Genomic DNA, 20,844 nt, shown 5'->3' on the forward strand with positions numbered 1-20,844 from the left:
GGGATGGACGGTGTCGTCACGTACGACGCTGTCATCATCCGCGAAGGCGGATGATCCAGTACGCCGCGGCGGACGTTGTCGAAACCAACTGCCGCCGCGGAGTACTGGATGCCCGCCTTCGCGGGCATGACAGTTGAATTTGTGGCCGCCTACTTCTGCTGTTGCGGCAGGAAGCTTGGCCCGACCGAACGGATCGGCTTGTTCTCGGACGAGGTCGTAGCGGTGCCGGTTTCCGCCGGCGGCGTTGCTGCCGGCGCGCCAGCCGTCGTCGTCGCCGGCGCTGCGCCCTTCTTGGCATTCGCGGGCGTGCCCTTGTTGAGCTGCCGCTGCTGCATCTTCTTGGCGCTCTCCTCGGTGACGATGATGTCACCCTGCTGCTCGGCCGACGCCTTGTCGTCGGCGGATTTGAGCGCGTCCGCCCAGGTCTGGCCCGCGGCCTTGCAGGAGCAGGACGGGTTGAACTCGCTGCGGAATTTGAACGCGGTCGGCAGCGCCGTGTAGGGCTGGCCGCTGGTGGAGACCGCGGAGTTCATGTCCTCGCCGGGATTGCGATGGGTGTAGAGCACGGCTTCGGCGGCCGGGCACAGCGCCTTGCAGGTCTTCTCGTCGTCGGGGAAGCGCGCCGGCACGGTCGCAAACGAGACCGGGAAATACGCGCCGTCGCAGGTGCGCACGCACACGGTGCGATAGGTGCCTGATTGCGGGCCGAGATCGGACGGCGGCACACTTTGCGGATTGTTGGGGTTGTTGCCGCCGAACAGATTGCTCAGGAAGTTGCCGCCGCCTTGCGACTGCGCGGCGTTGGCATATTGCGGGCCGCAATTGTTCTGCGCCAGTGCTGCCAGCACCGAGCGGCGCTGGTTGTCGCGCTCGGGGCTGAAGCCGCCGGCGCCGCCGCGCAGGCGTTCGAGATTGCCGGTGATCTGGTCCAGATTGGCGCGCATCTGCTGGATCTGGGTGTTGACCGGACCGCATTGCGCGGACTGGCCGCTGAACAGCGAGAAGAAGCCGGAGGAATCGCAACCCATGCGCTTGGCCTGCATGGTGACGCGGTCGAGCTCGGCCTGCTGCTTGCTCTGCGATTCCTGATAGCGGCGGATCTGGTCTTCGCGCGCGGGATCACCGCCGTTGCCACGATCGAGACCGGCGAGCTGGCCTTCCAAGCGCGCGCACATCGGGTTGGGTCCGAGCCCGTTCTGGCCGGGCTGAGGCGGCGGTCCCGGCGGGCCGGCCTGTGCGGAGGCACCATTGGCGAGCACGACCGTGCTCAAGAGCACGGCGCAGGCAAGGATCGAGCGAGCACGGGAGAGAGACAAAAATTCAGGCATATCCGCCATTCTAGCGAGGTCACGGCCACGCGTGATGTGGGGGGCCGAAGCGCGCCCTCCCATAGCCGCTTCCTGCGGCATCGTCACGTCGTTTCAGAGGCCAGCGATTGGGCCTAAGGTACGCCAGTTCCGAGCGAATTCAGCGCTGGCAGGTGATTGCGACATATTCATCGCAATGGCCATGGGAGCAGTTTGCGCCGGATTTGGGGACAGAGCCGGTAATTTCGTCGGGATCGACCCGGCGATAGGCCGAAGCCTGGGCAAAATCGCGTGACTGGCAGTAGGTGCTGGCGACCTGCGCGCCGCATTTGTCGCTCTTGGCCAGGCACTGATCGACGCCGTAGCCGTCCGCCTGGTTGGGGATGATGAAGACGCGGGTCTCGGCGAGAGCGCTGGAAACGACAAGCATGGAGGCGCAAGAAATGAGCGCGAGCAATGATCGCATGAAAACACCGGAGGGCAAAAAATAGGAACTGCCAGTTCCAGAATGGGCTCAAATGGTTAAGGATATGAACCATCTATGCGCGGCGGCTGCGCATTGCGGAGATAAAGCGGCATTTTCGCGGCTCTCTTGACGCGGGGCCGCCTCATAGCCCATATGTTCCGTCATGAACGGTCTCCTCGTCATTTGCGCCATTTGCCGCGAGATTACGAGCTAGCGATTCGCTGGCTGGAGCCGTCTTTTCTCAAAACCATTGAGAGCACTGGACGCCCGGCCAACAGCCGACGGGTATCCTTATGGAATTGCGCCTTTACGATACGCTGAGCCGGGAAAAGCGCACCTTCGTGCCGCTCGATGCCAAGGACGTCCGCATGTATGTCTGCGGACCGACCGTCTATGACTTCGCCCATATCGGCAACGCCCGGCCGGTGATCGTGTTCGACGTGCTGTTCCGGCTGCTGCGCCATCTCTACGGTGAGGCGCACGTCAAATATGTCCGCAACATCACCGACGTGGACGACAAGATCAACGACCGCGCGGCGCGGGATTTCCCTGGCCTGCCGCTGAACGAGGCGATCCGGAAAGTCACGGAGCAGACCGGCAAACAGTTTCACGCCGACGTTGACGCGCTCGGCGCGCTGCGGCCGAGCGTCGAGCCGCGCGCGACCGAGCACATCGGCGAGATGCGCGAGATCATCGAGCGGCTGGTTGCCGGCGGCTTTGCCTATGTTGCGGAGGATCACGTCCTGTTCTCGCCGCAGGCGATGAACGCGGCGAATGCCGGGCTGCCGCGCTATGGCGCGCTGTCCAACCGTTCGCTGGACGAGATGGTCGCCGGCGCCCGCGTCGATGTCGCGCCTTACAAGAAGGGCAACACCGACTTCGTGCTGTGGAAGCCGTCCAAGCCCGGCGAGCCGTCATGGCCATCACCGGCCGGCGTCGCCGCGCAGGGGCGGCCGGGCTGGCACGTCGAGTGCTCGGCCATGGCCTGGAAGCATCTCGGCGAGCACTTCGACATCCATGGCGGCGGCATCGATCTCGTGTTTCCGCATCACGAGAACGAGGTCGCGCAGACCTGCTGCGCCTTCCACCGCGAGCGCATGGCTAACTACTGGATGCACAACGGCTTCCTGCAGGTCGAGAGTGAGAAGATGTCGAAGTCGCTCGGCAACTTCGTCACGATTCACGAGCTGCTCGCGGAATGGCCGGGCGAAGTGCTGCGCCTGAATATGCTCAAGACGCATTACCGCTCGCCGATCGACTGGACGACGAAGTCGCTGGAGGAGAGCGCCAGGACGCTCGACGACTGGTATCGGGTTGCGGCTGACGTCGTACCCGGCAAGCCCGCCCCGTCGGTGATCGAGCCGCTGCTCGACGACCTCAACACGCCGCTGGCCATCGCGGCGCTGCATGGCCTGCGCGGCAGCGACGTTGGTGCCCTCGCGGGTTCGTTGCGGCTGCTCGGCTTTCTCTCCGAGAGCGCCGCACAGTGGGAAGGGCGCAAGCAGCAGGCGAGCGGCGTCGATGCCAAGGAAGTCGAGCGGCTGATCTCGGAGCGGACGGCGGCGCGTGCGCGCAAAGACTTTGCGGAATCCGATCGTATCCGCGATCTGCTTGCCGCGATGGGCGTTGCGATCAAGGACTCCAAGGAAGGCACGACGTGGGAGGTCGCACGATGAAGCGGCCCGACACGCCTTTTCCGCGGCACTGGTTCTATTACATCGCGCTGAAAATCCTGCTGCTCGGCGCCGCCGTGGCGCTGGCACTGAAACTCTATGGGATGTGGTAAAGACGATGGCACAAGCACTCCCAAAGCCCGGCTTGCGGCCCTTCCTGCCGGAGGACGTGCCGGTTCTCGCCGCGATCTTCACCGCCAGCATCGAAGAGCTGACCGGCGACGACTATAGCGAAGCGCAGCAGCAAGCATGGATGGCGGCGGCGGAGGACGAAGAGTTCGGCAAGGGGCTCGCCTCCGACCTGACGCTGATCGCAACGCTGGAGGGATCACCGGTGGGCTTTGCCTCGCTGCGCGGCAAGGATCATATTCGCATGCTCTATGTGCATCCGGCGGTGGCCGGGCAGGGCCTGGCGACGATGCTCGTCGATGCGCTGGAAAAGCTTGCGGGCGGCCGCGGCGCCGACAAGCTGACGGTCGACGCCAGCGACAACGCCCAGGGCTTTTTCGCCAAGCGCGGCTATGTCGCCATGCAGCGCAACAGCATCACCGTCAACGACGAGTGGCTGGCCAACACCACCATGCAGAAGACGCTGGGCAGTGGACCCGCGACGGGAGCGCTGCAATGAGCAAGGAGCGTCTCTATCTGTTCGACACCACGCTGCGCGACGGTGCGCAGACCAATGGCGTCGATTTCACGCTGACCGACAAGCAAATCATTGCCCAGATGCTCGATGAACTCGGCATTGACTATGTCGAGGGCGGCTATCCCGGCGCCAATCCGACCGACACCGAGTTCTTCGGCACCAAGCCGAAGTTTTCGCATGCGCGCTTCACTGCGTTCGGCATGACACGTCGGGCGGGGCGCTCGGTCTCCAACGATCCCGGCGTGGCCGGGCTGCTTGAGGCAAAAGCCGACGTGATCTGCTTCGTGGCGAAGTCGTCGGCCTATCAGGTGCGCGTTGCGCTGGAGACGACGAAGGAGGAGAACCTCGCGTCGATCCGCGACAGCGTTGCGGCGGCGAAGGCCGCCGGCCGCGAGGTGATGCTCGACTGCGAGCATTTCTTCGACGGTTACAAGGAGGATTCCGGTTTCGCGCTCGCCTGCGCGAAAGCTGCCTATGACGCCGGCGCGCGCTGGGTGGTGCTGTGCGACACCAACGGCGGCACCATGCCCAACGAGATCGAAGCGATCGTTGCCGAGGTGACGAAGCACATCCCCGGCGATCATCTCGGTATCCACGCCCATAACGACACCGAGCAGGCGGTGGCGAATTCGCTCGCTGCGGTGCGCGCCGGCGCGCGGCAGATCCAGGGCACGCTGAACGGCCTCGGCGAGCGCTGCGGCAACGCCAATCTGTGCTCGCTGATCCCGACCTTGAAGCTGAAGGCCGAGTTTGCCGACGCCTTCGAGATCGGCGTCACGGCGGAGAAGCTCGCAACTCTGGTCAAGGTGTCGCGCACGCTTGACGACATGCTCAACCGCGTGCCGAACCGGCATGCAGCCTATGTCGGCGAGAGCGCGTTCGTCACCAAGACCGGCATCCATGCCTCCGCCGTGCTGAAGGATCCGCAGACCTACGAACACGTCCTGCCGGAACTGGTCGGCAATCACCGCAAGGTGCTGGTGTCCGACCAGGCCGGACGCTCCAATGTCATCGCCGAGCTCGACCGCGCCGGCATCGCCTACGAGAAGAGCGATCCGAAACTATCGCGGCTGGTCGAGGAGTTGAAGGAGCGGGAGGCGCAAGGCTACGCCTATGAATCCGCCAACGCCTCGTTCGAGCTGCTGGCGCGGCGCACGCTCGGCAAGGTGCCGCATTATTTCGAGGTCGAGCAGTTCGACGTCAATGTCGAGCAGCGTTACAATTCGCATGGCGAGCGCGTCACCGTGGCGCTGGCGGTGGTCAAGGTCAACGTCGCCGGCGAGCATCTGATCTCGGCGGCCGAAGGCAACGGTCCCGTCAACGCGCTCGACGTCGCGCTGCGCAAGGATCTCGGCAAGTACCAGAAATATATCGAAGGCCTGACGCTGATCGACTATCGCGTGCGTATCCTCAACGGCGGCACCGGCGCGGTCACGCGCGTCCTGATCGAGAGCGAGGACGAGAACGGCGACAGCTGGACCACGGTCGGCGTGTCCCCCAACATTATCGACGCCTCGTTCCAGGCGCTGATGGATTCGGTGATCTACAAGCTGGTGAAGTCGGGCGCGCCGGCGTAGGACCCACAATGGCTGTCATACCCCGCGAAAGCGGGGTATCCAGTACACCGTGGCTTCTCCGTAGCTCTCTGGTGTCTCGGAATACTGGATCGCTCGGTCAAGCCGGGCAATGACAGCTGGGGGTGAGGAGGGACCAAGGCATGATCGACCACATCTCCGTCGGCGTCAGCGATCTCGAACGTTCGGCGACATTTTACGAAGCAACGCTCGGGGCCCTCGGACTCACGCGCATCGTCACGCGGCCGCGGACGATCGGCTTTGGCAAGGCCTATCCCGAATTCTGGATCAATCTGCGCGAGGGCATGCCGCACGTGCCGCCGGAGAGCGGCGTGCATATCTGCCTGCGGGCCAAGACGACCGCCGAGGTCGATGCATTTCACGCCGCGGCGCTGTCCGCCGGCGTGTCCGACGGCTCGCCGGGTATCCGCCCGCACGATCGCGTGCGTTATTACGCAGCCTTCGTCCTCGACCCCGATGGTAACCGGATCGAGGCGGTGACGTTTCCTGCGGACTAGAGCTTGCGCGCCATTTCCGGGGCGATCTGCTTTTCCGCATCTTCGATCTGCGCTGCCGCCGATTTCAGCTTCGGCAAAATCTCTTCGATCCGATCGGCCTTGAGGATGTCGACCGAAAGCCCGGCGCGGATGAATTCCGTCTGGCGCATGTGCGACAGCAGCGAGAACAGCGGCTCCCAGAAATTATCGATGTTGGCCAGCAGCACCGGCTTGGCGTGACGTCCGAGCTGCTTCCAGGTCAATTGCTCGACCAGTTCCTCCAGCGTGCCGACGCCGCCCGGCAGCGCCACGAAGGCGTCGGAGCGTTCGAACATCAGCCGCTTGCGCTCGTGCATATCGGGGGTGACGATCATCTCCTGCACGCGCGTCAGCGCGTTTTCGCGCATCCGCAGGAAATCGGGGATGATGCCGGTGACAGTGCCGCCGTGATCGAGCACGGAGGTCGCGACCGAGCCCATCAGGCCGAGCGAGCCGCCGCCGTAGACGAGGCGGATGTTGTTCTCGGCGAGCGCCTTGCCGAACGCCTTGGCGCCTTCGGTGAAACGGGGATTGGTTCCTGGGCCGGAGCCGCAATAGACACAGACGGTTTTGATCGTGCTCATTGGTGCCATGATGCATTGCAGCGGAGAGGCGTCAAGCCCAATCGGTGATTCGGGACTTCCGGAAATCTACCGGTAAACGACGGCGAACAATCGAAGATTCGCCATCTGGCGGGGTGCATGGGCATCGGTAAGGCTCTATATGACAATCGAAAATCCTTAATAGCAACGCAGCCCGCATCCCACGGGCTTTTTCAGGCTTCTTGATGGACCAAGCTCAATTGCCCGCCGGCCCCAACGTTCCTGATCCCGCCGGGGGGCCGCTGGAGCGGGCCACGCTGATGGGCACGCTGGCGCATCTGTGGCCCTATATCTGGCCGGGCGACCGCTTCGACCTGAAGATGCGCGTGGTCTGGTCGATGGTGCTGCTGCTCGCCGCCAAGCTGATCACGCTGACGGTTCCTTTCAGCTTCAAATGGGCGACCGACGCGCTGACCGGCGCCAACACCGCGCCGGTTCAGGCCGACAATTGGCACCTCTGGGTGATCGCCTCGCCGCTGCTGCTGACCGCCAGCTATGGCGTGATGCGCATCGTGATGGCGGTGCTCACGCAATGGCGCGACGGTATTTTCGCGCGCGTTGCCATGCATGCGGTGCGCAAGCTCGCCACCATCACCTTTATCCACATGCACGAGCTGTCGCTGCGCTTCCACCTGGAGCGCAAGACCGGCGGCTTGACGCGCGTGCTCGAGCGCGGCCGCGAGGGCATCGAGGTCATCGTGCGCATGGTGATCCTGCAGCTGATCCCGACCATCGTCGAAGTCTCGCTGCTGATGGCCGTGCTGCTGTGGCAGTTCGATTGGCGCTACGTGCTCGCGACCCTCGTCACTGTCGCGGTCTACATGTACTACACCTACATCGCGACCGAGTGGCGGATCGGCATCCGCCGCAAGATGAACGATGCCGACACCGAGGCGAACACCAAGGCGATCGACTCGCTGCTCAACTACGAGACCGTCAAATATTTCAGCGCCGAGACCCGTGAGGCGCAGCGCTACGACCGATCGGTCGCGCGTTACGAGGAGTCGAGCGTCCAGGCTTACACTTCGCTTGCCGTGCTCAACACCGGACAAGCCGTGATCTTCACGCTGGGGCTGACCGCGACCATGCTGATGTGCGCGATCGGCGTGCGCAACGGCACCAACACGGTCGGCGATTTCGTGCTGGTCAACGCCATGATGATCCAGCTCTACCAGCCCTTGAATTTCATGGGCATGGTCTATCGCGAGATCAAGCAGGCGATCATCGACATCGAGAAGATGTTCAACGTGCTTGGACGCGAGGCCGAGATCAAGGACGCGCCGGGCGCGAAGCCGCTGGTGGTCTCCGCGGGCAATGTGCGTTTCGAGGACGTGCGCTTTGCCTATGAGCCGTCCCGTCCGATCCTCAAGGGCATCAGCTTCGAGGTGCCGGCCGGCAAGACGGTCGCGATCGTCGGCCCGTCAGGTGCGGGCAAGTCGACCATCTCGCGGCTTTTGTTTCGCCTCTATGACATTTCCGGCGGCAAGATCCTGATCGACGGCCAGGACATTCGCGAAGTCACGCAGGCGAGCTTGCGCGCGTCCATCGGCATGGTGCCGCAGGACACCGTGCTGTTCAACGACACCATCCGCTACAACATCCGCTACGGCCGTTGGGACGCCAGCGATGCCGAGGTCGAGCAGGCAGCGCAGCTGGCGCAGATCGATCACTTCATCCGCATGGCGCCGAAAGGCTACGAGACCCAGGTCGGCGAGCGCGGCCTGAAACTGTCAGGTGGTGAAAAACAACGGGTCGCGATCGCGCGCACCGTGTTGAAGGCGCCGCCGATCCTGGTGCTGGACGAGGCGACCTCCGCACTGGACACCCACACCGAGCACGAGATCCAGGGCGCACTCGAGCGCGTGGCCAAGAACCGCACCTCGCTGGTGATCGCCCATCGGCTCTCGACCATCGTCGGCGCCGACGAGATCATCGTGCTGGACCAGGGCCGCATCGCCGAGCGCGGCACCCACGCGAAACTGCTCGCGGAGGAGGGGCTTTACGCCAGCATGTGGAACAGGCAGCGCGAGGCCGAGGCGGCGCGCGAGAAACTGGCCAGGATGGCCGACCCTGACGAGGCGCCCAACCGGGAGCCACCGCCGGTCGCCGATGTCCTGACGACGCCTGCGGCGGCGGAGTGACCTTGTCTCAGGTCCCAACTCTGGCCTAAACAACACCACCGCGCGGGACGACCTGCGCCATCAACCCTGAGCGGCAGATAGCGATGTCCATTCTCGATTCGATCCAGCGTCAGATCCCGCCGATCCACAAGGAGGGTTATCCCTTCATCGGCGGCTTTGCGCTGGCAAGCCTCGTCCTGTTCTGGCTGTGGTCGCCTTTGGGGTGGATCGGCACCATCCTGACCGTGTGGTGCGCGCTGTTCTTCCGCGACCCCGTGCGTGTGACTCCTGTGCGCGAGGGGCTCGTGGTGTCGCCGGCCGACGGCCGCGTCTCGATGATCACCATGGCGCTGCCGCCGGCCGAGCTCGGGCTCGGCGACCGGCCACTGCCGCGCATCTCGGTGTTCATGAGCGTGTTCAACTGCCATGTGAACCGCAGCCCGATCACGGGCCGGGTGGACCGTATCGCCTACCGTCCCGGCCTGTTCATCAATGCCGAGCTGGACAAGGCGAGCGAGGACAATGAGCGCAACTCGCTGGCGATCACGACGCCGACGGCGCGGATCGGCGTGGTCCAGATCGCAGGGCTCGTCGCCAAGCGCATCGTCTGCTTCGTCAAAGAGGGGCAGGCAATCGGCGCCGGTGAGCGCTTCGGTCTGATCCGCTTCGGCTCGCGGCTCGACGTCTATCTGCCGCTGGGCACCAGGGCGCTGGTCTCGGAAGGCCAGACCGCGATCGCCGGCGAGACGATTCTGGCCGATCTCGCCGGAGACGACCCGAGCCGCGCCTACCGCTCCAATTAACCATTAAGTCGGCCCGAAGGGTCTTCCGCCGCAATGGCGGAGGGGAACGCGGCTTGCTATATCTCGCCCCAAGGTGAGGACGAGCCATGACGCCCTACGACTTCAAAGATCCTGATGTGCGCCGCCGGCGGTTCCGCCCGATCCCGGTGCGCATGCTGGTGCCCAACGTCATCACGCTGCTGGCGATCTGCGCCGGCCTGACCTCGATCCGGCTCTCGATCGAGGGGCGGATGTCGCTCGCGGTCTACGCCATCGTGTTTGCGGCGGCACTCGACGGCATCGACGGCCGCATCGCGCGCATGATCAAGGGGCAGTCCAAGTTCGGCGCCGAGCTCGACAGCCTCGCCGACTTCGTCAATTTCGGCGTGGCGCCCGGCCTGATGCTGTATTTCTGGCAGCTGCACGAACTCGGCAATGCCGGCTGGATCGCCGCCATGGTGTTCGCGATCTCCGGTGGCCTCCGCCTGGCGCGCTTCAATGCCACCATGGACGATCCCAACAAGCCGGCCTTCGCCGCCAATTTCTTCACCGGCGTGCCGGCGCCGGCGGGCGCGATCACGGTGCTGCTGCCGATCTATGTCGCGTTCCTCGATCTCGGCCGGCTGCCTGCGGCGGTGACGGCTGCCTATACGCTGCTGATCGCCTTCCTGATGGTGTCGCGCCTGCCGGTGTTCTCCGGCAAGACCAAGCGCATGCGCGTGCCGCCCGAACTGGTGCTGCCCGCGTTCGTCGCGGTGATCGTCTTCATCGCAATCCTGATCGCCTATCCCTGGCACGTGCTGTCGATCGGCACGGTGCTGTATCTGCTCGCTTTGCCGCTCGGCTACAAATCCTATCGCGACCAGGCGCGCGCGATGGAAGCCACGGCGCCGGCGGGAGGCGAGGTCTCGTCGCCGCCGTCGGCACCGACGCTGGCAAACCTGTCGGAGCCGCCGCGCGACGACGACCGGCCTGACCGGCTGCACTGAGCCACTTAAGCAGCAAGACTTGGATATCTGCCATGAGGTGCCCTGAGTTGGGTTGAGGCCCGATCTCGGCTATATCGCCTGGTGACGGCGGCACCGCGCCAACAGCGGCCGCCAATCTGGGAGAGAACGCCGTGACGAATATCGCGACCGGGCCGCTGCCCGCTTCCGTCCTCGAAGCGCTGGGCCGCTATGACACGCCGACGATCTGCAATGCCATGGAGATCGTGGCGCCCGAGCGCCGGCTGATCGGCTACACCACCAAGCCGCTGGTCTGCCCATTTCCCGATCTGCCGCCGATCGTCGGCTATGCCCGCACGGTCGCGATCCGCTCGGTGCTGAAAAACTCGCTACCGGCGGAAGAGCAGTCCAAGCGCCGCATCGACTATTACGAATATGTCGGTACCGGCCACGGTCCGCGCATCTCGGTGATCCAGGATATCGACGGTCCCGACGTCGGCTACGGCGCGTTCTGGGGCGAGGTGCAGAGCAACGTGCACAAGGCGCTCGGCTGCCTCGGCGTCATCACCGACGGTTCGATCCGCGACATCCCGCAATGGGCGCCGGGCTTCCAGGCACTGGCCGGCTCGATCGGCCCGTCGCATGCATGGGTGCATGCCGAGAGCTTTGGCGGCGAGGTGCGCGTTGCCGGCATGACCGTGAAGTCGGACGATCTGATCCACGCCGATCTGCACGGCGCCATCGTGATCCCGCACGACATCGCAGCAAAGTTGCCCGAGGCAGCCGAGCTCTGCGGCCGCCGCGAGACGCCGATCCTCGAGATCGCCCGCAGCCCCGACTTCTCGCTGGAGAAGCTGAAGGCCGCACTGAAGCGTTCGGCGGAGATCCACTAGCGGCGGGACCGGAACGATCTAAGGCTGCGACGTCGCTCGCTGGCTGCCCTGTTCCGTCAGGAACAAGGCGGCCTGATCCGGCTCGCCAAACACCGCGGCAGCGCAGCCGAGGACTTCGCGCGCGTCCCGCGTTGGGTGACGGTGCGGGGCCGCCGTATGGTTAGCAAAATATTGAAATCCGTGTCGGCAGTCGGCAAAAGCCGGCGCCTTTCAGCACGCTGCGGCCGCCAGGCGCGCCGGCTCAACTTAACCTTTACGCGTCTTTAATCGCGGCTCACTAGGGTTTCCGATGCGGTTCGGGGTTGGGCCGCGCCATCGGCCAGGACGGCCGTTGTTGCGTTCGCGTTGGAGTCTCCCATGGATATCATGACGAGCATCGGGCTCGTGGCGGGCATTGTCGTCATCGCGACGATGATGCTGCTGGGCGGCGATCTCCACATGTTCATTTCCGAGCATGCGATGATCATCATCTTCGGCGGCTCGACGGCTGCGACCATGATCCGCTTTCCGCTCTCGACGCTGATCCACGGCCTGCCGCTCGGCGCCAAGTTTGCCTTCACGATGAGCCGTCTGTCAGCGCATGATCTGGTCGACGAACTCGCCCGCATCGCCGAGATCGCCCGCAAGCAGGGGCCGGTGGGTTTGGAAAAGGTCGAGACCGACGAGCCGTTCCTCGCCAAGGGCATCCGCTACGTCGCCGACGGCTACGACCTCGATTTCATTCGCGACAATCTCGAGCGCGACCGCGACAATTTCCTGATGCATCTGGACGAAGGCAGCAAGATCTACCGCGCCATCGGCGACTGCGCGCCTGCCTTCGGCATGGTCGGCACGCTGATCGGCATGGTGCAGATGTTCGCCAACATGACCGACCCGTCAAAGCTCGGGCCGTTCATGGCGACCGCGCTGCTCGCGACTCTCTACGGCGCGCTGGTCGCCAACCTGTTCTGTATCCCGATCGCGGACAAGCTGCATGGCAAGCTCCTGGACGAAGAGACCAACCGCACGCTGATCATCGACGGCATCCTGATGATCCGCGACTCCAAGAGCCCGACGCTGGTCCGCGAAATGCTGCTGGCCTATCTGCCCGAGAAGCACCGCCACGCCGAAGGCGAGCCGGTGCCGGCCTGAGGCCGCGCGTCGGGATTTGACACATGGCCAAGAAGAAGCGCGGCGATTCACACGGAGGCGGTCACGGCTGGTTCGTGACCTTCGCCGATCTGATGGGCCTGATGATGAGCTTCTTCGTGATGCTCGTCGCGTTCTCGACCCAGGATGCCAACAAGCTGAAGGTCGTCGCAGGCTCCATGCGCGACGCCTTCGGTGTCCAGACCGAAGCGCGCTATTCCGGCATCGTCGAGTCCGACGGGCTGCCGACCCGCCCTCGGCTGAAGAACGTCGATCACATTCAGCCCGAGGACTCCTCCAACACGCCGACGCCGGACCAGGAGGATCGTGACCGCACCTCGGGCGCGAAGATCAAGGTCGACCGGAATTTTGCACTGGCGGCGGCCTCGCTGCGCCAGGCGTTGCAGGACATGCCGGAACTGACCGAGATGTCCAAGCACATCATGTTCGAGGAGACCAAGCAGGGCCTCAACCTCGAGATCGTGGACCAGGACGGCCGCTCGATGTTCGCCGACGGCTCCAAGGTGCCCTATGACCGCACCCGTCGCCTGATCGAGAAGCTTGCTGTTCCGCTCAAGGCGACGCCGCTGCGCGTCTCCATCGCCGGCCATACCGCGGCTGGATTCGTGCCGACCCGCAGCGACTACGGCGCCTTCGACCTGTCGGCCGATCGCGCCAATGCCGTGCGTCAGATTCTCGAACGCGAGGGCTTGCCGGCCGCCCATGTCTTCGCCGTCGCCGGCAAGGCGGACACCCAGCCGCTGTTTCCGGACGATCCCTCGCTCGCGGCCAACCGGCGGGTGACCATCACCCTGATGCGCGAAGATCCGCCGCTGCCGCCGAATCTGAAGCCGTAGGGCGCATTCGAGCGAAGCGGGCCCTGTTTCGCGCGAAGAAAGCGCGACAAAACAAGGATGTAGAGCCAATTCCCGTTCAATCGGGAACGGAAAGGCTTTGGGCTCTTGTGCCACCATCTTACCTGAGGCATGTCGTCGCGTGGGCGACGACCGTTGCTGCGCCGTCACAGCATCCGTCCCGGCGCCTGCTATGGTGATGTGCCGATTGACAGGGGCGCCGGAACCGTCAAAAGGCGCCGGATCAATTCTCGGGCAGAAGCGTTCCAGTTTCATATGACGGCGAGCATCACATCGACCGAAGCTCAGGACGGGCCGGTCACCTCTGGTTTCTGGGGCCTGACGCTCGGGAGCATCGGCGTTGTCTTCGGCGACATCGGCACGTCGCCGCTCTACGCATTCCACGAGGCCGTCAGGGGTGCCGCCCATGGCCAGCCGGTCTCGCGGGTTATGGTGCTCGGCGTGCTCTCGCTGATCCTCTGGGCGCTGCTGATCGTCGTCACCGCCAAATACGTGCTGCTGCTGCTGCGCGCCGACAACAACGGGGAGGGCGGCACGCTTTCCCTCATGGCGCTCGGCCAGCGCGCGCTCGGGCGGCGGAGCTGGTTCCTGATGGCGCTCGGCGTGGTCGGCGCCTCCATGTTCATCGGCGATTCCATGATCACGCCGGCGATCTCGGTGTTGTCGGCGGTCGAGGGTCTGAAGCTCGCCACGCCCGCCTTCGAGCACTATGTGGTTCCCCTGACCGTGCTCATCCTGGCGCTGCTGTTCGCGGTCCAAAGCAAGGGGACGGCGCTGGTGGCCTCGGCCTTCGGGCCGGTGATGGTCGTCTGGTTCACCGTTCTTGCCGTGTTGGGCGTCGTTCACATCGCCGACGATCCGTCGGTGCTGGCAGCGATCAATCCCTATTACGCGCTGCAATTCCTGCTGTCGCACGGCACGATCGGCCTGGTGACATTGGGCGCGGTGTTCCTCGCGGTGACCGGCGGTGAGGCGCTCTACGCAGATCTGGGCCATTTCGGCCGCAAGCCGATCCAGTCAGCCTGGATGTTCTTCGTGCTGCCCTCGCTCCTGATCAACTATTTCGGGCAGGGCGCGCTGGTGCTGTCCGATCCCAGCGCGATCGAGCACTCTTTCTATCGCATGGTCCCCGAGCACTTCGTGCTGCCGCTGGTCGGGCTTGCGACCGCGGCGACGGTGATCGCGAGCCAAGCGGTGATCACAGGGGCCTATTCGCTGGTCTATCAGGCGGTGCAGCTCGGCCTCCTGCCGCGCTTCGAGGTGCGCTTCACCTCGGAAACCCACGCCGGCCAGATCTATCTGCCGCGTGTCAACCGGCTGCTCCTGATCGGTGTGATGCTGCTGGTGCTGTTGTTCCACACCCCCAGCAATCTGGCTTCGGCCTACGGTATTGCGGTCTCCACCACCATGGTTGCCGACGGCATCATGGGCTTCATCGTGATCTGGAAATTGTGGAACTGGCGCGCCGCGACGGCCGCAGCGGTGATCCTGCCCTTCGTCGTGGTCGACATAAGTTTCTTCAGCGCGAATCTTCTGAAGCTGCTTGAAGGCGCCTGGGTGCCGCTGCTGTTCGGCGCGATCATGGCCGGGACAATCTGGACCTGGCGGCGAGGATCCGCGATCCTGATCCAGAAAACGCGCCGCATCGAGGTGCCGCTGGACGATTTGATCCGGAGCCTGGAGAAGCGGCCGCCGCACATCGTCAAGGGCACCGCGGTGTTCCTGACCAGCGATCCCTCCTTCGTGCCGACCGCGCTGTTGCACAATCTCAAGCACAACAAGGTGCTGCACGAGCATAACGTGGTCCTGACCATCGAGACCGCGCATACGCCGCGGGTCGATCTGTCGGAGCGTTTCCGGATGGAGAAGATCAGCGACAAGTTCTTCAAGGTCCGCCTGCGCTTCGGCTACATGGAGCAGCCGAACGTGCCCAAGGCGCTCGCGATCGCGCGCAAGCAGGGCTGGCAGTTCGACATCATGTCGACCTCGTTCTTCGTGTCGCGGCGCTCGCTGAAGGCGTCGGCGCAGTCCGGCATGCCGCTTTGGCAGGACCATTTGTTCATCGCGCTGAGCCGGTCCGCCAACGACGCCACCGACTATTTCCAGATTCCCACGGGCCGGGTGGTTGAAGTCGGAACCCAGGTCACCATCTAAGCGGCGATTGGCAGAGACATGCCAAATTGCATACCTAAGCCCCAAAATCGGGCTAGGCTATGCCGGTAGCGCAGGCCTATAAGCCCCGCGCTCCCCGCCGTTGTGCAGTGAAGCATTTTTAGAGGCCATCAGGCTCTCCCATGACAAGTGATGTAGCGATTTCCGCCCCGGAAACGGCGGCGGCCAATGGGCATGGCGACGCCCACACCACCGCCGGTTTCGGTGCGCTGACACTCGGCAGCATCGGCGTCGTCTATGGCGATATCGGCACCAGCCCGCTCTACGCGTTCCGCGAGGCGGTGATGGCGGCGTCCGGCGCGGAGGGGGTGCCGACGCCGGCGGCCGTGCTCGGCGTGCTCTCCCTGATCCTGTGGGCGCTCATCATCGTGGTGACGCTCAAATACGTCGTGATCCTGCTCCGTGCCGACAACAACGGCGAGGGCGGCACGTTGGCGCTGATGGCGCTGGCCCAGCGCGCAGTCGGCACCCGCGGAACAACCATCGTCCTGCTCGGCATCATTTCCGGCGCCCTGTTCTATGGCGACGCCGTGATCACGCCGGCGCTCTCGGTGCTGTCGGCGATCGAAGGCATGAAGGACATCACCCTGCACTTCGAGCCCTACATCGTACCGCTGACCGTGATCATCCTGGTCGGTCTGTTTGCTGTGCAATCCCGCGGCACCGCTCGCGTCGCCGCCTTCTTCGGCCCCATCATGTGCGTCTGGTTCGCTGTGATCGCGATCGCGGCGATCCACCCGATCATCCAGCAGCCGCAGGTGCTGTTGGCGCTGAACCCGCTCTACGCGGTGTCGTTCATGCTCCACCACGGCATCATCGGATTCGTGACGCTGGGAGCGGTGTTCCTGGCAGTCACGGGCGCGGAGGCGCTCTATGCCGACCTCGGCCATTTCGGCAAGCGGCCGATCCAGACCGCCTGGCTGTTCATCGTGCTGCCGTCGCTGGCGCTGAACTATCTGGGGCAGGGTGCGCTCGTGCTCGGCGATCCCGGGGCGATCGTCAGCCCGTTCTTCCAGCTCTTTCCGCAAGGTTTTTTCCGCGGCTGCATGGTCGTGCTGGCGACCGCCGCAACTGTCATCGCGAGCCAGGCGGTCATCACCGGTGCCTATTCGCTGACGCGTCAGGCGATCCAGCTCGGTCTGTTGCCGCGCTTTGAAATTCGCCATACGTCTGAAGCCCATTCCGGCCAGATCTTCATCCCGCGCATCAACCAGCTCCTGCTGGTCGCGGTGGTCCTGCTGGTGCTCTTGTTCCGCTCCTCCAGCGCACTGGCCTCGGCCTACGGCATCTCCGTCACCGGGACCATGGTCGTCACGGCGATGATGGGCTTCGTGGTGATCTGGAAGGTATGGCGGTGGTCGCCGTTCACGGCTGCCACCCTGATCGCGCCGTTCCTGTTTCTCGACCTCACCTTCCTGGCCGCCAATCTGCTCAAGGTGTTCGAGGGCGGCTGGGTGCCGCTGGCGCTCGGCGCGCTCATGATCATCCTGATGTACACGTGGCGGCGCGGCAGCCGGCTGCTGTTCGAGAAGTCGCGCAAGCTCGAATTCCCGCTCGCCGACCTCGTGGCGATGCTGGAGAAGCGGCCGCCGCAGCGCGTGCCCGGCACCGCCGTGTTCCTGACCAGCGATCCCCTCAGCGCGCCCACGGCGCTGATGCATAGTCTGAAGCACTACAAGGTGCTGCACGAGAAGAACGTCATTCTCACCATCGAGACCGCGCAGACCCCGCGCATCGATCCGGCCGAGCGGGTGAAGCTGGAGCAGATCTCGCCGACCTTCTCCAAGGTGACGCTGAAGTTCGGCTTCATGGAATCGCCCAATGTGCCGAAGGCGCTGGCGATCGCCCGCAAGCTCGGCTGGCAGTTCGACATCATGTCGACCTCTTTCTTCCTGTCGCGGCGGGCGCTCAAGCCGGCCGCCCATTCCGGCATGCCGCGCTGGCAGGACCGGCTGTTCATCTCGCTCAGCCGTTCCGCCAACGACGCCACCGACTATTTCCAGATCCCCTCCGGCCGCGTTGTCGAGGTCGGCACCCAGGTCACCATCTGAAGCGACGATCTGATCCTCCATTTGAAGGTCGCGCTTCAAGTCGCTGCGATTTAGCTTTAACTTGCGCAAGGCAGCTCAAGCCTTTGTAGCGCTTGATTTTCACCGGCCGAGAGGCGAGGTTGCCGGCCGCCGGGATCGCCCCGGCAGCGGCCCGCGACGTTGGAGGATGATGTGGCAAATCAAGTACAGGATCTGACCCCGGACGAGGTCTCCAAGGGTGTCGCGGAGGGCCGCTATCTCCTCGTCGACGTGCGCGAGCCGAACGAGGTCGAGGCCGAAGCCTATCCTTTCGGCGTGGTCGTGCCGCTCTCGACCTTCGATCCCAAGGCGATCCCCGATCCCGAGGGTAAGGAGGTCGTGTTCGCCTGCCGTTCGGGCAAGCGTTCTGTGACGGCCTCGCTGGCGGCGCAGGCGGCAGGGCTGCCGTACGACAAGCATCTGGCCGGCGGCATGCTCGGCTGGAAGGCGGCGGGTCTTCCCAGCAAGGTCGGCGGCTGACCCCGCCGATGTCCAAGAGCTCGTCCCTCAACAAGGTCTTCGCGGACCTTCCGGTCACCATCTTCGAGGCGATGTCGCAGGCCGCGCGCGACAATGCCGCCATCAATCTCGGCCAGGGCTTTCCTGATGATCCCGGCCCCGAGGACATCCGCCGCGCCGCGGCCGAGGCTTCGCTGAACGGCTACAACCAGTACCCGTCGATGATGGGCCTGCCGGAGCTGCGCCAGGCGATCGCGACCCATTACGGCCACTGGCATGGTCTCGAGCTCGATCCGATGAGCGAGGTGATGGTGACCTCCGGCGGCACCGAGGCCCTGACTTCGGCCATCCTCGCCGTCGTCCAGCCCGGTGACGAGGTGGTGTGCTTCCAGCCGGTGTACGATTCCTACCTGCCGATCATCCGCCAGGCCGGCGGCATTCCGCGCCTGGTCCGGCTCGAGCCGCCGCATTGGCGGCTGAATGAGGACATGCTGAAAAGCGTCTTCAATTCAAAGACCAAAGCGGTGCTCTTCAACAACCCCCTGAATCCGTCCGCAGTGGTGTTTCCGCGCGAGGACCTCGAGCTGCTGGCGCGCTACTGCCAGGAGTTCGACGTCATCGCGATCTGCGACGAGGTCTGGGAGCACGTCACTTTCGACGAGCACAAGCACATCCCGCTGATCACCATCCCCGGCATGCGCGACCGCACCATCAAGGTCGGCTCTGCCGGCAAGATCTTCTCGCTGACGGGCTGGAAGATCGGCTTCGTCTGCGCCGCGCCGCCGCTGCTGCGCGTTGCCGCCAAGGTGCACCAGTTCCTGACCTTCACCACCGCGCCGAACCTCCAGGCCGCCGTCGCTTACGGGCTCGGCAAGCCGGACGAGTATTTCCTGTCGATGCGCAAGGACCTGGCGCGGAGCAGGGACCGTCTCGCCAAGGGGCTGGAGAGCCTCGGCTTCCCGGTGCTGAAGTCGCAGGGCACCTACTTCCTCACCGTCGACCTGTCCCCGCTCGGGCTGAACGAGAGCGACACCGAGTTCTGCTGGCGGATCGTGAAGGACTACAAGGTCGCGGCAATTCCGGTGTCGGCCTTCTACGAGCAGGACCCTGTGACCTCGGTGGTGCGCTTCTGCTTTGCCAAGAAGGACGAGACGCTCGACACCGCGCTGGAGCGGCTGTCGGACGCGGTGCGCGGGCGCAAGAGGTAGGAGAGATGACGAACGTCAGCCGCTTTGGTTTTGGCCTCGCGATCGCCGCCGCGCTGACGTTGCTCTCCGCCCCCGCAGGGGCCGAGGAGCGGGTCGTCAACTTCTACAATTGGTCGAACTACGTGGCGCCCGACGTCCTCGAGGCCTTCACCAAGGAGACCGGCATCAAGGTCGTCTACGACACTTTTGATGCCAACGAGACCCTGGAGACGCGCCTGATGGCCGGCAAATCCGGCTATGACGTCGTGGTGCCCACCGCCTATTTCCTCCAGCGCCAGATCAAGGCCAACATCTTCCAAAAGCTCGACAAGTCGAAGCTGCCGAACTTGGCCAATGCCTGGCCGGTGGTGACCGAACGTCTCGCGATCTACGACCCCGGCAATGTCTACGCCGCCAATTACATGTGGGGCACGACGGGCATCGGCTACAACGTCGCCAAGCTGAAGCAGATTCTCGGAGCGGATGCGAAGATCGACAGTTGGGACATCGTGTTCAAACCTGAGAACCTTGCCAAGTTCAAGGATTGCGGCGTGCACATGTTAGACTCCGCCGACGACATCTTTCCAGCGGCGTTGAACTATCTCGGGCTCGATCCGAACTCGACCAAGCAGGCCGACCTCGAAAAGGCCGCCGATGTCGTCGCCAAGGTGCGGCCCTCCGTGCGCAAGTTTCATTCGTCCGAATATTTAAGCGCGCTCGCCACCGGCGAGATCTGCTTCGTGGTCGGCTGGTCCGGCGACATCATGCAGGCCCGCGCCCGCGCTGCCGAAGCCAAAAGCGGCATCGAGATCGGCTACGCCATCCCGAAGGAGGGCGCGCAGATGTTCTTCGACAATCTCGCGATCCCCGCGGACGCCAGGAACGTTAGGGAGGCCTACGAGCTGATCAACTATCTCTACCGTCCGGACGTGGCCGCCAAGAATACGGACTTCCTGTCCTACGCCAACGGCAACCTCGCCAGCCAGAAGCTGGTCGACCCGAAGGTCCTGAACGACAGGAACATCTATCCGGACGAGGCGACGCTCGCAAAGCTGTTCGTGATCACGGCGCGTGATCCGGCGACCCAGCGGGTTATCAATCGGCTCTGGACCAGGGTGAAGACGGGAAGGTGAGACGCCGCGGTCGTGCTGGGATTAACCCGGCAAGTCATTTTCTGCAAAACAACCCCATCACAGTAGAATCGCGACTGGCGCGCCGCTGGCAGTGCCCAAGCCGTAGTGCGGCTTGGCTTAATCGACGCGCCGGCGCAATGACCCGAAGCAGCGCGCGTGCGGGCGCGAAATGAAGCGCGATGGAGGCCGAACGCGCGTGACGTCACAGGCTCCGGTCATTTGCCTCGTCGGCAAAACAGCGGCAAATTGCATCGTGGCCATCGGGCTTAGATAAG

General features: G+C 64.3%; 18 protein-coding genes. 15 read left to right on the forward strand and 3 right to left on the reverse strand.

Features of this window, described 5'->3' with window-relative positions; all coding sequences use genetic code 11:
• Positions 1-149: 149 nt before the first annotated feature.
• Positions 150-1,337 carry a DUF2865 domain-containing protein gene (locus tag ABIB91_RS12495; RefSeq protein WP_035992901.1) on the reverse strand — a complete coding sequence of 396 codons (1,188 nt, stop codon included), beginning with the start codon at positions 1,335-1,337 and terminating at the stop codon, positions 150-152.
• Positions 1,338-1,467: 130 nt separating this feature from the next.
• Positions 1,468-1,773 (reverse strand): hypothetical protein, encoded by a 306-nt coding sequence (locus ABIB91_RS12500; protein WP_354161184.1) that lies wholly within the window; start codon positions 1,771-1,773, stop codon positions 1,468-1,470.
• Positions 1,774-2,066: 293 nt separating this feature from the next.
• Between ABIB91_RS12500 and cysS the strand changes: the two genes are divergently transcribed.
• The 4 genes from cysS (at position 2,067) to ABIB91_RS12520 (ending at position 6,184) form a co-directional block, all read left to right on the forward strand.
• Positions 2,067-3,449, forward strand: a complete 1,383-nt coding sequence (cysS, locus tag ABIB91_RS12505; RefSeq protein WP_354161187.1) for a cysteine--tRNA ligase — start codon at positions 2,067-2,069, stop codon at positions 3,447-3,449.
• 115 nt (positions 3,450-3,564) lie between these two features.
• Complete coding sequence (locus ABIB91_RS12510) at positions 3,565-4,074, forward strand: GNAT family N-acetyltransferase (RefSeq protein WP_354161190.1); 510 nt, start codon at positions 3,565-3,567, stop codon at positions 4,072-4,074.
• Positions 4,071-5,669, forward strand: coding sequence for a citramalate synthase (gene cimA / locus ABIB91_RS12515; RefSeq protein ID WP_007592513.1), 1,599 nt, complete (start codon positions 4,071-4,073; stop codon positions 5,667-5,669). The genes ABIB91_RS12510 and cimA overlap by 4 nt, the downstream gene beginning before the upstream one ends.
• A 140-nt stretch (positions 5,670-5,809) precedes the next feature.
• Positions 5,810-6,184, forward strand: a complete 375-nt coding sequence (locus ABIB91_RS12520; RefSeq protein ID WP_007592511.1) for a VOC family protein — start codon at positions 5,810-5,812, stop codon at positions 6,182-6,184.
• Here the strand turns inward: ABIB91_RS12520 and ABIB91_RS12525 are convergent.
• A complete protein-coding gene (locus ABIB91_RS12525) occupies positions 6,181-6,786 on the reverse strand; it encodes an LOG family protein (protein WP_007592508.1) in 606 nt (201 codons plus the stop codon). The genes ABIB91_RS12520 and ABIB91_RS12525 overlap by 4 nt on opposite strands.
• 203 nt (positions 6,787-6,989) lie before the next feature.
• Between ABIB91_RS12525 and ABIB91_RS12530 the strand changes: the two genes are divergently transcribed.
• From ABIB91_RS12530 to ABIB91_RS12580, 11 genes are all read left to right on the forward strand, one after another.
• On the forward strand, positions 6,990-8,945 hold the full coding sequence (locus ABIB91_RS12530) for an ABCB family ABC transporter ATP-binding protein/permease (RefSeq protein ID WP_354127855.1): 1,956 nt from the start codon (positions 6,990-6,992) through the stop codon (positions 8,943-8,945).
• 77 nt (positions 8,946-9,022) lie between these two features.
• Entirely contained in the window at positions 9,023-9,727 is a 705-nt protein-coding gene (locus tag ABIB91_RS12535; RefSeq protein ID WP_256375820.1) for a phosphatidylserine decarboxylase, read from the forward strand.
• 86 nt (positions 9,728-9,813) lie between these two features.
• Positions 9,814-10,695 carry a CDP-alcohol phosphatidyltransferase family protein gene (locus tag ABIB91_RS12540; protein ID WP_007592503.1) on the forward strand — a complete coding sequence of 294 codons (882 nt, stop codon included), beginning with the start codon at positions 9,814-9,816 and terminating at the stop codon, positions 10,693-10,695.
• A gap of 131 nt (positions 10,696-10,826) precedes the next feature.
• Positions 10,827-11,546, forward strand: coding sequence for an RraA family protein (locus ABIB91_RS12545; RefSeq protein ID WP_007592501.1), 720 nt, complete (start codon positions 10,827-10,829; stop codon positions 11,544-11,546).
• Between the two features lie 357 nt (positions 11,547-11,903).
• The gene (locus ABIB91_RS12550) at positions 11,904-12,677 is read left to right on the forward strand and encodes a motility protein A (RefSeq protein ID WP_007592499.1); all 774 of its coding nucleotides are present in this window, start codon (positions 11,904-11,906) and stop codon (positions 12,675-12,677) included.
• 23 nt (positions 12,678-12,700) lie between these two features.
• A complete protein-coding gene (locus tag ABIB91_RS12555) occupies positions 12,701-13,531 on the forward strand; it encodes an OmpA/MotB family protein (RefSeq protein ID WP_007592497.1) in 831 nt (276 codons plus the stop codon).
• A gap of 273 nt (positions 13,532-13,804) precedes the next feature.
• On the forward strand, positions 13,805-15,703 hold the full coding sequence (locus ABIB91_RS12560) for a potassium transporter Kup (RefSeq protein ID WP_354161198.1): 1,899 nt from the start codon (positions 13,805-13,807) through the stop codon (positions 15,701-15,703).
• A 140-nt stretch (positions 15,704-15,843) separates the two neighbouring features.
• Positions 15,844-17,772, forward strand: a complete 1,929-nt coding sequence (locus tag ABIB91_RS12565; RefSeq protein WP_354161201.1) for a potassium transporter Kup — start codon at positions 15,844-15,846, stop codon at positions 17,770-17,772.
• Positions 17,773-17,943: 171 nt separating this feature from the next.
• Positions 17,944-18,270 carry a rhodanese-like domain-containing protein gene (locus tag ABIB91_RS12570; RefSeq protein ID WP_007592491.1) on the forward strand — a complete coding sequence of 109 codons (327 nt, stop codon included), beginning with the start codon at positions 17,944-17,946 and terminating at the stop codon, positions 18,268-18,270.
• Between the two features lie 8 nt (positions 18,271-18,278).
• Entirely contained in the window at positions 18,279-19,457 is a 1,179-nt protein-coding gene (locus tag ABIB91_RS12575) for an aminotransferase (protein WP_007592485.1), read from the forward strand.
• 5 nt (positions 19,458-19,462) lie between these two features.
• A complete protein-coding gene (locus ABIB91_RS12580) occupies positions 19,463-20,569 on the forward strand; it encodes a polyamine ABC transporter substrate-binding protein (RefSeq protein ID WP_354161205.1) in 1,107 nt (368 codons plus the stop codon).
• Positions 20,570-20,844: the final 275 nt, after the last annotated feature.

This window comes from Bradyrhizobium sp. JR4.3 (assembly GCF_040547695.1).
In the GTDB taxonomy this organism is placed as follows: Bacteria; Pseudomonadota; Alphaproteobacteria; order Rhizobiales; family Xanthobacteraceae; genus Bradyrhizobium; species Bradyrhizobium canariense.